General features: G+C 51.7%; 15 protein-coding genes. 10 read left to right on the top strand and 5 right to left on the bottom strand.

Annotation, left to right across the window (positions count from 1 at the left end; translation table 11 throughout):
- The first annotated feature begins 154 nt into the window (after positions 1–154).
- On the top strand, positions 155–1,180 hold the full coding sequence (gene thiL / locus L1278_RS09265; protein ID WP_220625894.1) for a thiamine-phosphate kinase: 1,026 nt from the start codon (positions 155–157) through the stop codon (positions 1,178–1,180).
- A 151-nt stretch (positions 1,181–1,331) separates the two neighbouring features.
- Here the strand turns inward: thiL and L1278_RS09260 are convergent, their stop codons facing one another.
- The 3 genes from L1278_RS09260 to L1278_RS09250 all read right to left on the bottom strand — a co-directional run bounded on the left by L1278_RS09260 (position 1,332) and on the right by L1278_RS09250 (position 4,872).
- Complete coding sequence (locus L1278_RS09260) at positions 1,332–1,703, bottom strand: hypothetical protein (RefSeq protein WP_253403131.1); 372 nt, start codon at positions 1,701–1,703, stop codon at positions 1,332–1,334.
- 6 nt (positions 1,704–1,709) lie between these two features.
- Complete coding sequence (rlmD, locus tag L1278_RS09255) at positions 1,710–3,122, bottom strand: 23S rRNA (uracil(1939)-C(5))-methyltransferase RlmD (RefSeq protein WP_253403129.1); 1,413 nt, start codon at positions 3,120–3,122, stop codon at positions 1,710–1,712.
- Between the two features lie 100 nt (positions 3,123–3,222).
- The gene (locus L1278_RS09250) at positions 3,223–4,872 is read right to left on the bottom strand and encodes a catalase (protein WP_253403127.1); all 1,650 of its coding nucleotides are present in this window, start codon (positions 4,870–4,872) and stop codon (positions 3,223–3,225) included.
- A gap of 193 nt (positions 4,873–5,065) precedes the next feature.
- On the opposite strand from L1278_RS09250, the gene L1278_RS09245 reads away from it, so the two are divergent.
- The 5 genes from L1278_RS09245 to L1278_RS09225 all read left to right on the top strand — a co-directional run bounded on the left by L1278_RS09245 (position 5,066) and on the right by L1278_RS09225 (position 8,502).
- Positions 5,066–5,758: a VOC family protein gene (locus L1278_RS09245; protein ID WP_253403125.1), complete on the top strand. Its 693-nt coding sequence runs from the start codon at positions 5,066–5,068 to the stop codon at positions 5,756–5,758.
- A 120-nt stretch (positions 5,759–5,878) separates the two neighbouring features.
- Positions 5,879–6,766, top strand: coding sequence for a hypothetical protein (locus L1278_RS09240; protein ID WP_253403123.1), 888 nt, complete (start codon positions 5,879–5,881; stop codon positions 6,764–6,766).
- A 135-nt stretch (positions 6,767–6,901) separates the two neighbouring features.
- Positions 6,902–7,366, top strand: a complete 465-nt coding sequence (locus tag L1278_RS09235) for an META domain-containing protein (protein WP_253403122.1) — start codon at positions 6,902–6,904, stop codon at positions 7,364–7,366.
- Between the two features lie 98 nt (positions 7,367–7,464).
- Entirely contained in the window at positions 7,465–7,998 is a 534-nt protein-coding gene (locus tag L1278_RS09230; protein ID WP_253403120.1) for a YceI family protein, read from the top strand.
- 222 nt (positions 7,999–8,220) lie between these two features.
- Positions 8,221–8,502, top strand: coding sequence for a hypothetical protein (locus L1278_RS09225; RefSeq protein WP_253403118.1), 282 nt, complete (start codon positions 8,221–8,223; stop codon positions 8,500–8,502).
- 64 nt (positions 8,503–8,566) lie between these two features.
- Here the strand turns inward: L1278_RS09225 and L1278_RS09220 are convergent, their stop codons facing one another.
- Together L1278_RS09220 and glgX are read right to left on the bottom strand one after the other, a co-directional pair.
- A complete protein-coding gene (locus L1278_RS09220; RefSeq protein ID WP_253403116.1) occupies positions 8,567–8,848 on the bottom strand; it encodes a GNAT family N-acetyltransferase in 282 nt (93 codons plus the stop codon).
- A 24-nt stretch (positions 8,849–8,872) separates the two neighbouring features.
- Positions 8,873–11,017: a glycogen debranching protein GlgX gene (glgX, locus tag L1278_RS09215; protein WP_253403114.1), complete on the bottom strand. Its 2,145-nt coding sequence runs from the start codon at positions 11,015–11,017 to the stop codon at positions 8,873–8,875.
- Positions 11,018–11,289: 272 nt separating this feature from the next.
- Here glgX and L1278_RS09210 point away from each other — a divergent pair, with 272 nt between their 5' ends.
- From L1278_RS09210 to L1278_RS09195, 4 genes are all read left to right on the top strand, one after another.
- Entirely contained in the window at positions 11,290–12,246 is a 957-nt protein-coding gene (locus L1278_RS09210) for a CvpA family protein (RefSeq protein WP_253403342.1), read from the top strand.
- A 30-nt stretch (positions 12,247–12,276) separates the two neighbouring features.
- On the top strand, positions 12,277–12,501 hold the full coding sequence (locus tag L1278_RS09205; protein ID WP_253403112.1) for a hypothetical protein: 225 nt from the start codon (positions 12,277–12,279) through the stop codon (positions 12,499–12,501).
- A 220-nt stretch (positions 12,502–12,721) separates the two neighbouring features.
- The gene (locus L1278_RS09200; RefSeq protein WP_253403110.1) at positions 12,722–13,576 is read left to right on the top strand and encodes an ATP-binding cassette domain-containing protein; all 855 of its coding nucleotides are present in this window, start codon (positions 12,722–12,724) and stop codon (positions 13,574–13,576) included.
- Complete coding sequence (locus tag L1278_RS09195; protein WP_253403108.1) at positions 13,560–14,336, top strand: hypothetical protein; 777 nt, start codon at positions 13,560–13,562, stop codon at positions 14,334–14,336. Before L1278_RS09200 ends, L1278_RS09195 begins: the two co-directional genes overlap by 17 nt.
- Positions 14,337–14,343 lie beyond the last annotated feature (7 nt).

Genomic DNA, 14,343 nt, shown 5'->3' with positions numbered 1-14,343 from the left:
GCGGACAATTCATTAGTTAGCTTCCCACACTGTGCAGGAATCAGGTACAAAACTACTACTTCTGCGCTAAATATCGTTCAGGAATTCCGGCAGGGGCAGATTACGCCTATACCTCAGATTTTGCGTACCTTTGCAGGTATAAAGCAGAAACAAGATGAGCAACTATACCTCACTAAGTGAATTAGGCGAGTTTGGCCTGATCAAGCGCCTGAATGAAAAGATCGAGCTTACGCAGCCATCCACTATCAAAGGCATAGGTGATGATGCCGCCATTCTGGAGCCGGGTGAAAAACAGATCGTCGTAACCAGCGATATGCTGCTGGAGGGTGTGCACTTCGACCTCACCTTCTGCCCACTCAAGCACCTGGGCTATAAAGCAGTGGCGGTGAACGTATCGGATATTGCGGCCATGTTTGCGAAACCGACGCAGATTACGGTGAACATTGCCTTGGGTGCCAAGTATACCGTGGAGGCTGTGGAAGAACTTTATGAAGGTATGCGCCTGGCCTGCGAAAACTACAACGTAGACCTGGTAGGTGGTGACACGACCTCATCCCGCACCGGTTTGGTGATCAGCATTACAGCGATTGGTGAAGTGGCCAAAGGCGAAGCTGTACTACGCAACGGAGCTAAGGAAAATGACCTGATCTGCGTGACCGGCGACCTGGGTGCTGCTTACCTCGGACTTCAGATTCTGGAGCGTGAGAAGCAGGCTTTTATGGCCGATCCGGAAATGCAGCCGCAACTCGAAGACAGGCAATACATTGTGGGCCGTCAGCTTCGCCCGGAGGCCCGCATGGATGTGATCCACGATATGAAAGAGCGCGACATTAAACCAACTGCTATGATCGATGTATCAGACGGACTGGCCTCAGAGCTGTTCCATATATGTGCGCAGTCCGGTGTGGGTGCTACAATCTATAAAGACAACCTGCCTGTGGATGAGCAGACATTGGAAGCAGCCATGGAATTCAAACTCGACCCGATCACCTGCATCCTGAATGGTGGCGAAGACTACGAACTGCTGTTCACAGTGCCTATTTCAGATTACGACAAAGTGAAAAACCACCCGGATATCAGCATCATCGGCAAAATCACCGACAAGAGCGAAGGCATCAACCTGGCCAACAAGCACGGTCAGTCCTTCCCGCTGCAGGCACAGGGCTGGCAGCATTTTTAAGGGCTTTGACCTAGGATATTGAGAAAAAGGACAAAAGACTTTCCCTTTGTAGATATAAATAAAAAAGAGAAGCGGTATCGCTTCTCTTTTTTATTTTCAGGAATACACTAGCAGTCCTTTGTCATTTGTCACAAAGTCCTTTGTCCAAAAATCAATCCTCCGGATAAGGTATAAACACGAAGTTGGTGAAGCTCTCTCCGTCTACTACAAAGAGGCAGCAGAACTCATCCGGGTCTTTATAGGCGGCTGCAAAATCCGCAACTCTATCTTCGTCTACGAGTCTGTGCTTAATGAAGTCTTCCAGGTATGAAGCGTTGATATTCCATTCGAGCGCCAGCTCTTCTTTGGCCAGGAACAGCGAGCCAACAGGCACCTCCGTCCGGGCAAAAACAAAGATCGGGTACTTGGAAATATGACGCTTACGCACCTGGTACGATGCTTCACGCAGGGTCTCAGCCACCACCACAAAATCTCTGGAGATGGTGCCGAGGTACTTGCCATTCAATTCTGGATCGTTTTGCATAGGCTTTTATTTAGCTGTTAACAGAACAATATTTTCTACGTGGTGCGTCTGCGGGAACATGTCCACGGGCTGCACACGGGCTACATCATATTTCTCAGAAAGCAACTCCAGGTCGCGGGCTTGCGTGGCAGGGTTACAGCTTACATACACAATGCGGTCTGCGTGTACCTGCAGCAGCTTCGCCACTACCTTCTCATCCATACCTGCGCGCGGCGGGTCGGTGATCACTACATCTGGTCTGCCATGCCGCTCGATCAGCTCATCCGAGAGGATGTCTTTCATGTCGCCGGCATAGAAGGTGGTGTTGGTAATATCGTTGATCTGGGAGTTGATCTTCGCGTCTTCAATGGCACTTGGCACATACTCTATACCTATCACTTCGCGGCACTGATGGGCAACGAAGTTAGCAATGGTACCTGCTCCGGTATAGAGGTCGTATACCAGTTCGTTTCCGGTCAGGCCGGCAAACTCGCGGGTCAGTTTATAAAGTTCGTAGGCCTGGTCTGCATTGGTTTGATAGAAAGATTTCGCCCCCACCCGGAAGCGTATACCTTCCATCTCCTCGTGTATATAAGGCAGTCCTTTGTAGCAGATCACCGGCAGATCATGGAAAGTTTCGTTGCCTTTGCCGTTCACCACATATTGTAGCGAAGTAATCTCCGGAAATTCTGCCGCCAGATGATCCAGTATACCTGTCAAGGCTTCCTGGTCATCGTGGTATACCTGCAAAATCACCATCAGCTCGCCGGTGTTGGCCGTCCGGATGATCAGGTTGCGCAACCAGCCCGTCATACGCATCTTGTCAAAAAACACCAGGTTATTGGCGTGGGCATAGTCGCGCACAGCCAGTCGGATGCTGTTGGAAGGCTCCGGCTGCAGATAACAGTTCTGAATGTCAAGGATTTTATCAAAGCGACCCGGCATGTGAAAACCCAGCGCCCGCCGCTCATGCTCCTCCCCTGACTTGATCTGCTCGTTTGTCAGCCAGCCGTAGTTGGAGAACGTGAATTCGAGTTTGTTGCGGTAAAATTTGTCTTTGGCAGAGCCCAGGATCGGGTCAAAAGGCGGAAGCGCCACTTTACCGATGCGCTCCAGGTTATCCTGTACCTGCTTCTGCTTGTAGTACAGTTGGGTGTCGTAGCCGATATGCTGCCACTTGCAACCGCCGCAGGTACCGAAATGCTCACAGAAAGGCTGCACGCGCACATCGGAGTAAGCATGGAAGTTGATCGCTTCAGCCTCCATAAAGCTCTTCTTTTTGCGGGTCACACGCAGGTCTACCACATCGCCGGGAGCCACGCCGCCCACAAATACCACCATGTTGTCGTGGCGGGCCAGGCACTTACCTTCCGCCACCATCTCCTCAATCCGGATGTTTTCGAGTATCTCGAAATTTGTCTTCTTCTTTTGCTTTCTCACAGTGCCGCAAAATTAACTAAAATTCGGGAGATGTGAGAAGTTAACTAAAAAGGCCGCTCCCTGTTCGGAAGCGGCATTTCTATACCTAAAAAATTACTCCTCAGTAAGGCTTGGCTTTGTGTGACTTCTGCTGGGCATCTTCCACACCTTCCTCTCCTGTCACGTTGCCCATTGGGCCATCCATACCTTTGTCCATCTTATGCATCTGCTGCGTCGCCTGCTCTATACGCTCGCGCACCAACCGGCCATAGTCTTCGTCGGCCTGCGTGAAATGATCCAGCATTTTCTCCTGAATACGCGGGTCACATTTGGCCAGGTCGTTGCCCAGGTTGTTGATCAGCTCTTCCCGCTCCCAATCCTCAAAGTTGCGGAATGTCTCACCGGCTTGTTTGAATGGATTGGCCCGTTCAATTGGCTGGCGCACCAGGTTGGCTTCGTAGCGTGGAGTGTATTCCTTTGCCGGCTTCGGTGCCTCACTCAACCCGCCCAGTATAGAAGGCTCGTAATTCACGTGGATATTCTGTCCTTCAGCAAAGTCCGTATCGAAGGCCATCTGACCACCGCGCTGATTAGTAGCTACATGCACTTTGGGCGCGTTGATCGGCAGTTGCAGGTAGTTGGCACCAACGCGGTAGCGCTGTGTGTCGGAGTAGGAGAAGGTACGGCCCTGGAGCATCTTATCGTCCGAGAAATCGAGCCCGTCCACCAGCACACCAGTGCCGAAAGCTGAAAGCTCTACCTCGTTAAAGTAGTCTACCGGATTGCGGTTCAGGGTCATTTTACCTACCGGATGCCATGGAAACTGATCTTGAGGCCAAAGTTTGGTATCATCCAGCGGATCGAAGTCCAGTTCCGGATGGTCGTCGTCGCTCATGAGCTGCACGTTCAGCTCCCACTCCGGAAAATCACCGCGTTCAATGGCTTCGTACAGGTCCTGTGTAGCGTGGTTGAAATTCTTGCCCTGCACCTCCTGTGCCTCTTTCTGGGTCAGGTTTCGGATACCCTGCAGCGGTTCCCAGTGGTATTTCACCAGCACAGCCTCGCCGTCTTCGTTCACCCACTTGTAAGTGTTCACACCAGAGCCCTGCATCTGGCGGTAGTTGGCAGGTATACCCCAGGGCGAGTACAGAAAAGTGACCATGTGGGTAGCCTCCGGAGAACCAGAAAAGAAGTCAAAAATGCGCTCGGCACTTTGTATGTTGGTCACTGGGTCCGGCTTCTGCGAGTGGATCAGGTCCGGAAATTTCATGGCATCGCGGATGAAGAAAATCTTCAGGTTATTGCCTACCAGGTCCCAATTGCCATCTTCGGTATACATTTTCACGGCAAAACCACGTGGGTCGCGCAGGGTTTCCGGTGAGTGTGTGCCATGACCAACGGTAGAGAAACGCACGAAAGTAGGAGTCTCCTTTCCTTTTTTAAACACCTTGGCGCGGGTAAACTTCTCGATCGGGTCGTTGCCTACTGTGCCGTAAGACACAAACACGCCGTGCGCACCGGCACCGCGGGCGTGCACCACGCGCTCCGGTACGCGCTCCCGATCAAAGTGCGATATCTTTTCGATGAAGTGGTAGTTCTCCATAGTAGCCGGGCCGCTGCTACCAAGCGTTCTGATATTCTGGTTGTCGGTGACAGGGTGTCCCTGACGGGTGGTGAGGGTGCTGCCTTTGCTGGCATTACGGGATTTTTCGGCTTTGGCGTATTTTGACTTATCCTGGCCATTGCCTTTCCTACTTTCATCTTTCTTCATGACTCTCTGCTTTTTTTGATTGATTTCCAGATAGTATTTAACGGAACCAATATCGAAGGGTTCATGAATTCGCATTGAAACCGCTGTTATTCTCTACATATCAACCACATATACACCGTTTTGTTAGAAGCACCGTCTGAGTTACTTCATCCCGCGTATACCCCTTACTACTGTTACCTTATGAAGCATCGTGATGAAAATAACCGCACTTGAACTGAAAACCAGCCAACCAGAAGAGCAGAAAGCATTTTACACACAATTGCTCGGTTTTCCCCTGCTGTCAGAAGACGACGAGTCGTTTAGCGTGCAGGCAGGGTATAGCACGCTGACCATCCGGACTGCAGAAGCAGAAGCACCGAAAAATGGTGGCTATCATCTGGCGTTTCATGTACCTGGCAACAGGATTATGGAAGCTGCTTCGTGGCTGCGGGATCGGGTGGCGTTCCTGCATGCTCCCGGCGCTGCTTCTCCCGTAGTCGAACATGAAAGCTGGCGGGCGAATGCACTCTATTTCTATGATCCCGAATTCAATCTGCTGGAGTTCATCGCTCATCGTACTACTCCTCCAAGCAGCACTACTTTTGGTTCAGCGCAACTGACAGGTATAGCCGAAGTGGGGCTACCGGTAACAGATGTGGCGGGATTTGCACAGGAACTCCGCGAGAGATTTGATCTCCCCCGCTGGAAATCGACCACTGCTTTGTTCGAAGCTGTGGGCGATGCGGAGGGCCTTTTTATTGTGGTGCAGGAGCAAAGGCCTTGGTTTCCCACGCAGAACCCGGCCCTACCGATGCCCTTGCGTATGCAGGTGCAGGCTCCGGGCTCCGGCCGTATAGCACATGGGCCTTTTGTGATCGAAACAGAGAGGACAGGTAGACAGGTATAGCAAATTGACCGCTGTGCAGCTTACGGAAAGCCGCCGCCGGTATTGGCGAACGAAGAGAACACTCCGGCCCAAAGCCCGTTTATAAGGCAGAAGGTACATCAACCCAAAACACTTAAAACTATGAGACACAACGAAAGAAATTACGACAGCGACAACCGTAACCGCGGCCACCGCTCCGGTGACAGTGATAACCTATCGAACTACCAAAGCCGCTACGAGAACAGAGGCAATTACTATGGCATGCCGGACCAGGGCCAGACGTACCGCAACGTAAGTAGCCAGGGCCGAAACTATGGCGGCTCTTCTTCCGGACCGGGAGGCGGCTACGGGGCCAGCAGCTGGCGCAGCAACCGCGACCAGGACAACCGCCATACCCAGGGGCAAATGCACCAGAACGAGTGGGACAGCGGCAGCTCTTACAGCAACCGTGAAAGAGACAACTACAACTATGGCTCAGGCAGCAGAAGTTCGCAAGGCGACCATTACCATTATGGAGACCCGAACCCTTACATGAATTACAAGCGCCAGGGAGGCTACGAGCGTGACCGCGACACCGATTGGCGCAGAGAGAGCGATGTAGACCATGCCAACCGTCGCTATGAGCGGCAGGAAAACAGTTACCGCCAGACCGGCCACGGTCGTCGCTTCGACCAGTATGGTACGGATGAGCGCTACAACTACGCACACGGCCGGCAGGACGGACGCAGAACTATTGACAATCCTGAAAACCTGGACGACAGCTACTACGACCGTGGGGAACACAGCCGCAGTAGCAGCGACAATGACTACGGCCAGCAGTATGGCAGCAACTACGAGCACCGCAACAGTAACCGCGAAGGTCGCAATGACCACCACGAGGCTAATCGCATGGCAAGACACAGCCGTTCAGGCCAGGATGACTCTCCAAGCCGCAGCCCGCGCGGCTATGGCTACCCCTCCGGCCCTGATTACTCGGCCAACTCCCCCATCACCAATTATGGACCCGGAGTTCGCGGTTATCAGAAATAAAACCTAAAGCGAAGTCCACCTGCCTGGTGGACTTCCTGCTTTACACCAACAAGCTACCTTATTGTGCGCTTATGCGTATGCTATTCCATACCCGGACAAAGCACAGGTATAGCGCAAGCTCTTTGATAAGACACTATGAAAAAAATATTACACTACAGCTGGGTGTTACTACTTCTTGTTTGCCTGAGCGCCTGTAACCTGAGCGAGAAAAACAGACGTTACGGCGTTGAGGGAGACACAGAACTCAAAAGTTCTTACTGGATACTGCTTTCCCTGCAGGACCAGCAGTTTGAAGATAACCCCGAAAACCAGACGGCTTACATACGCTTCGAGGCAGGTGAAAATGAGTTAACGGGCTTCACGGGTTGCAACCGCCTGATGGGCAGGTATAGCCTGAATAAAGGTTCCCTGCAGCTCACCAATCTGGCCACCACCCGAGCCATGTGCCCGATCATAGAGCAGGAAAACCTGCTGATGGCCGTGCTCAAGAAGGTCGACTCCTACGAGATCGCGGGCGATGTGCTCACGCTCTTCCACCAAAAAACAGCCGTGGCCACCTTCAAGACAGGTTCAGAACCCAACATGCCAGCTATACGATGACAGAATAACTATCAGATTATAACCATATTACCATGTAAGCAGTATGTTAAAGGCACCAGCAGTCATGTATTAATTGAGCAGCTAAAACACGTATACCTATGGCAACAACTAAATGGATTGTAGATCCCACGCACAGCGAAGTGCAGTTCAAAGTACGTCACCTCATGATCACGACAGTGACCGGCTATTTCGAGAAGTTCAATGTGGAAGTTGATACCGATGGCGAGGACTTTCACAGCACCAAAAAGATTGTGTTCACAGCCGATGTGAATTCGATCAGCACCAACAACGAGCAACGCGACACGCACCTAAAATCGGCCGATTTCTTTGATGCCGATAATCATGGAGAGGTGCGGTTTGAAGGCAAAAACTACGATGAGCTGAAACCAGGCTTCGAGAAGCTACAAGGAGACCTCACCATCCGCGGCACCACACGGCCCATTACGCTGGATGTGGAATATCACGGCACCGTGGTAGACCCCTACGGTCAGACCAAAGCAGGTTTCAGTGTGGAGGGCAAGATCAAACGAAAAGAATTCGGTCTAAATTGGGATGCCGTCACTGAAGCCGGCAGCGTAGTGGTGAGCGACGAAATTCGCCTTCACTGCGAGATACAGCTCGTGAAACAATAGCATACCAGGCGTACTGGCCACTGGCGCCCCGGCCGGTGCGGCTGCCACATTAGCCCTATACCTTACCCGACCCTAATAGAACACTCCCGTTCGCTTAGCCCGCCAACTCCTGGCAAGCGCCTCTACCGGTATTTCTATCCGGTAAACCTTGCTTGTGCTTTATCCGGCTGTATGGCCGCTCTATACCTCAGCATGCCAGCTTGCATGAATCCTCCTACTATTATGCAAAAGAAAAGCGCCAGAAAAGCGATAAAAGATACTTTAAACATCGACCTGAGCGATAAAGCGGCTCAGGAACTATACCTGAACATCTGCAACTTTATGCTTCACAATGATGATAAGTGCTACATCAGCGTCATCAGGTATAAGTACCTGCTGCTCTGCGGTGAAATCAGCACGGCGGTCAGTGATTACCTTGTAATGGAGCAACTCATCGAGAAAATGCAGGCCAAGCACCCCCTGGTCCTTTCAGCCATCGCCTACATAGCGCGCTATAAATCCTGACACAAAAAGGTATAGCCAGCCTGTTAACAGACTGGCTATACCTTTCTCTTTAACTGCGTACAGGCTATTCCTGTAACAACTTCTGATAGTTCGCGTTTCTGTCGATGAATTTTTTTACAACCGGGCAGGTAGCAATCACTTTCTTCCCGTTCTCCTCTGCGTAGCAAAGGCCTTCCTCAATCAGCTTGTTCGCTACGCCTTTGCCCCGTGCCGACTCTGGCACAAAAGTGTGCGTAAAGTCCATCACTTCTTCAGAAGGAGTGGCGTAAGCAAGTTCAGCATCTTCTTCGCCCAGACTGGCGGTAAACTGCTGGTATTCTTTATTGTGTTTAATGTTCAGTTCCATGGTTGTTTTTATTTAAATTGATTATTACCCGCTAACCAATTGTCCGGTCGGGTGATGCAGGAGTACGATAGAGCGGCTTCCGATCCGTATGTTTTCACCGGCTTCCACGGTAGGCCCTTCATCTTTAATCTCATTGTGGTAAGTATCCAGTATTTTGGTCCATTGCGCACCATACCTGGCTTCGGGAATGATATAGTCTACGTCTTCGTGGTGCGCGTTGAAAATCAGGTAGAAGCTGTCGTCAATGATCTGTTCGCCTTTGGGGCCAACCGAATGCAGACCTCGGCCATTCAGAAACACGCCCAACGACTTGGCAGAATCATGGTTCCAGCGCTCTTCCGTCATCTCCGATCCGTCAGGCTGAAACCAGGCGATGTCTTCCACTCCCACCCCTTTGATAGGCTGTCCCTGAAACCAGCGTCGTCGGCAGAACACCGGGTGGTTGCGGCGCAGCTCTATTAATCTTTGTGTAAAAGCCAACAGCTCTTTGTCGGCATTGAGCCAGTTGATCCAGGATATTTCGTTGTCCTGGCAGTAGGCGTTGTTGTTGCCCTGCTGAGTTCGGCTTATCTCGTCACCGGCCACCAGCATGGGCACTCCCTGCGACAAAAACAGCGTGGTCAGGAAGTTGCGCTTCTGCCTGTCTCGGAGTTCAATAATCTTTTTGTCTTCCGTTGGGCCTTCGGCGCCGCAGTTCCAGGAACGGTTGTGGCTCTCGCCGTCGTTGTTGTCTTCGCCGTTGGCCTCGTTGTGCTTCTCGTTATACGACACCAGGTCGTGCAGCGTGAAACCGTCGTGGGCCGTGATAAAGTTGATGCTGGCTGTGGGACGGCGAAAGTCGTCGCGGTATAGGTCGGAGCTGCCCGTAAAGCGCTCGGCAAATTCGCCCAGGGTGCTCTCCTCCCCGCGCCAGTAGTCGCGTATGCAGTCGCGGTATTTGCCGTTCCACTCGGCCCAGCCCGGTGGAAACTTGCCCACCAGGTAGCCACCCTCCCCAATATCCCAGGGCTCCGCAATGAGCTTTACCTGTGAGATAACCGGGTCCTGGTGGATGATGTCGAAGAAGGAACCCAAGCGGTCCACCTCGTGCAGCTCGCGCGCCAATGTGGCGGCCAGGTCGAAGCGGAAGCCGTCGACGTGCATTTCCAGGATCCAGTAGCGCAGGCTGTCCATGATCAGGCGAAGCACCGTCGGCATCATGGCGTTGAGGGTGTTGCCCGTACCAGTGTAGTCCATGTAAAAGCGCTTGTCTTCCTCCACCAGGCGGTAGTACGATGAATTGTCCACACCCCGGAAAGAGAGCGTCGGACCCATGTGGTTGCCCTCTCCGGTGTGATTGTACACTACATCCAAGATCACCTCTATACCTGCCTTGTGCAGCGCTTTCACCATGTTTTTAAACTCCACCACCTGCTCACCTAATGTGCCACTACTCGAGTAGCGCACGTCCGGCGCAAAAAAACCGATCGAATTATAGCCCCAGTAGTTTGTCAAGCCATTGTCGGCCAGGTGCCGGTCGGTGATGAAGTGGTGGACGGGCATCAGCTCGATCGCTGTGATCCCCAATTCCTGCAGGTACTTGATGGTGACCGGATGGCCAATGGCCGCATACGAACCACGGATCTCCTCCGGTATATCCGGGTGCAGTTTGGTGAAGCCTTTGACGTGGGCCTCATAAATAATGGACTTGTGGTAAGGGATTTTGGGTGGTTTATCGCCCTCCCAGTCGTAATTCGGGTCTACCACCACACTATAAGGTATAAAGGGAGCGCTGTCGAGTGTGCTCATCTCCAGGTCCTCTTCAGAACCGCCTACCTCGTAGCCGAAAAGGGAGTCGTGCCAGTCGATGGTACCCGAAATAGCCTTGGCATAGGGGTCGATCAGGAGCTTGTTTGGGTTGAAACGGTGGCCATTAGCCGGATCATACGGTCCGTGAACACGGTAGCCGTACATCTGCCCGGGCTTGATTTCGGGAAGGTAAGCGTGCCATACCTGGTGGGTGCGTTCGTTCATCTTTATCTTCACCGATTCGCTTTCGTCTTCAATCGAGTTAAAGAGGCACAGTTCTACGCCAGTGGCATTGTCGGCATACAGGGCAAAGTTCACGCCATCTCCATCCCAGGTGGCACCCAGCGGGTAGGGACTGCCGGGGTATACGGTAATATTCATAAGGATTTTCTAACTTAGGTAGCTGATGATGTCCTTTTCAGGACTTTTCCGTCTACGCAGAAAGCCTGGAAAGAGTCGTGCCATATCTGATTTATTATGATCAATAACTACCCTCATAACCATTACTTTCTGCCTAATCGTAAGAAGGAACAAGAAAAGGGATTTCAGACGACAGACTTTACAAACCGGAAATCTGGGAACGGTACTATACCTGTGTTGCATCCTTTTATTAACTTTTACCAAGCATATACCCACACCACTAAAAGCATTTGATGAACGCCCTTGACTTTCTTCTGATACTGATTGTGCTGGTTAGTGCCTACATGGGCTGGCGCCGTGGTTTTGCCTTCAGTCTGCTGGATCTGGTGCGGTGGGTGGGCAGTCTGGTGCTGAGTTTCCGGCTATACCCTACGCTCGCCGACTGGCTCAGCCGTGCCACCGACTGGAATGTGTACTGGATTCCGCCCATCTCCTTTTTTGTCATTGCGGTGCTCTCGAGTATGCTCATTCAGTTCATCGGGTCACTTGTCCTGGATCTGTTCTCAGACGAGCTGCACACCCACCCCGTGAACAAAGCACTTGGCGCCCTGCCGGGTGTGCTGAGTGGCACCATCACCATTGCCATCATTTCCGTTCTGCTGCTGTTGCTTCCAATTCCGGAGCGCTTTCAGACCTATGTGCACGAAAGCAGAGTAGCAGGCCGCTTTGGCAATTATACCCATCTGGCAGAAGATGAACTGACCTCCGTGTTTGACCGGGTGGCGGAGCGTACCCTCAACGAACTCACTATTGCGACGAAAACGGAAGAGTTTATCGAGTTACCCTTCAAGACCGATGACTACGAGCCACAACCGGCATTGGAGGCCCACATGCTCGAAATGCTGAACGAGGAACGCATTGCCAAAGGACTGCAGCCTTTGCAGGCGGATACGGCCCTTACCAGGATTGCCCGGCAACATGCAGCTGATATGTTCTCGCGCGGCTATTTTTCGCATGTCTCGCCGGAGGGAGCCAGTGCAGCGGACAGAATCCGGGCTGCCCATATTCCGTTCAGGGCAGCTGGCGAGAACCTGGCCCTGGCCCCTACCCTTGCCATTGCCCACGAAGGGCTAATGGAATCGCCTGGCCACCGGGCCAACATCCTGCACCTGCGCTTTGGGCGGGTAGGTATAGGCGTGCTGCAGAGCAAAGAGCATGGCTTGATGATCACGCAGAAATTCCGAAACTAACGTATACCTGAGCAGAACCCAGGTATAGCCATGCAGCACGATAACAGCAACTTTATAAGCATTCAGCTCGGCAGCGGCGCTACACGTGCTACCTTCCTGCTGGATGTGGGCAAACTGTGCTACGCTTATTTTAAACCAGAAACGGAGCAGCAAACCGCCAAACTTGTGCTTGACTTCGGAGCCTCCCAGAAAATATTCGAGAAGCAGGATGCGGAGCAGGTATACCTGGCCCTTTCTAATCACACCTCTTCCTAGGTATAGGTATAACTGATTTATAAGCCTCACCTCCTTTCATTGTTTTTCAATTCTCCTGAATCCCCGGATAATGGTAAAAAGCAGACCCACTGTTATCCCAACTGCTTCATCTTAAGCTTATATACCCTTATCTAAATATTTTAAAAAATAATTTGGTATTGATAAAACTATATATACATTTGTAGTGTACTATGTAACTAATACACTAAAACAAATACAAATGATTGAGATCAAGAACCTTAGTTTCGGGTATAGCCGCAAGTCGCTGCTGTTCCGGAACCTGAACCTAACGCTGCAGGAGGGCCATATTTACGGGCTACTGGGCAAGAACGGAGCGGGCAAGTCCACACTGCTCAAGAACATGGTCGGGCTGGTTTCTCCTCTGGAGGGCACTTGTCAGGTAAACGGATTCGATTCGCACAAGCGCCAGCCGGCTATGCTCGGGGATCTCTATTTCATTCCGGAAGAAATCTACATGCCGTCACTAACAGCCAGGCAATTTGTGGCGAACACGGCGCCCTTCTATCCCCTCTTCGACGAAGAGGCCTTTTACCGTTACCTTTCCGAGTTTGAGGTGCCAGCGCACGCTGTGTTCAGCAAAATGTCGTTTGGTCAGCAGAAGAAGGCCATCATCGCCTTCGGCCTTGCCACCAACACCAGCGTGCTGATCATGGACGAACCGACCAATGGCCTGGATATACCTTCCAAGGTACAGTTCCGCCGCATCATTGCCTCTGCCCTCACCGAGAATCGCTGCATCATCATCTCCACCCACCAGGTGCGCGACCTCGACAGCCTGATCGATACATTGGTGGTGGTGCACGACCGGGAGATCGTGCTGAATGAGTCGCTTGATACGATCAGTGAACGACTCACTTTCACGACCATACCTGAATCCGAAGCCCATAATGCTCTTTATGCTGAAGATGCGCTGCGTGGCAGGCAGGCCATTCTGCTAAACGTGATGGGCAACTACAGCAAAGTAGACATGGAACTGCTCTTCAACGCCATCACCAGTGGCAATACATCTGTAACCGAAATCCTTCAAAGACCTCACTATGAACAATCACTTTAACCTGAGCCGCTTTGCGCTGCTGTTTCGCAAGCATACAGTGGAGCACTACAAAACCTACCTGATGTCACTGGCTGTGCTACTCGGCGCCATGTTTCTTATCATCGGCATGGCCAGTTATATGGCGTCCAGGCCTATGTTGGCTACAGAGCAGTCTATCTTTTTCCTGTTCTTTATCATGGGGGCAGGTATGGTGTTTTCAAGCACCGTATTTGCGCAACTGGGCGATAAGAAGAAGGCGATCGCTTTTCTGACCTTGCCGGCGTCTCAGTTCGAGAAGTACCTGGTCGGCTGGCTGTACTCGTTTCCCATCTACCTGTTGCTGTTTATACCTTCTTTTTATTTGATCGTCTACATTCTGCTCAACATTGATCCGCGTGTAGGACCTGAGCATGAAGTAATGAACATTCTTACGTCTGAACCGCCCCTGCATGTGCTACTGGCCTTTTATGCGCTGTTCAACGCCCTGATGCTGGTGGGCTCGGCTTACTTCAACAAGCATCACTTTATCAAAACGGCTTTTGCAGGTTTTCTGGGCATTTTGCTGCTTTACAACCTGAATAAGCAAGTGGTGCAGGCCATGCTCGGCCGCGACCTGGCATCGGCGACTCCTTTTTCAGGGGCCTATTTTATGGAAAATGACAAACGTTTCGATGTAGGTGCTTACGAAGGGAATGAGCCGCTTTTGCTGTTGCTGCTGGTTGTGCTGGCACTTGTAAGTTGGTTGGTGGCTTATTTCAAAATAAAGGAAAAGCAAGTTTAGGGGAGGA

It is taken from the genome of Pontibacter sp. HSC-36F09, from assembly GCF_024171605.1.
Taxonomy (GTDB): domain Bacteria; phylum Bacteroidota; class Bacteroidia; order Cytophagales; family Hymenobacteraceae; genus Pontibacter.
The sequence above is the reverse complement of the archived record's forward strand: the minus strand, read 5'-3'. Positions and strand labels throughout refer to the sequence as shown.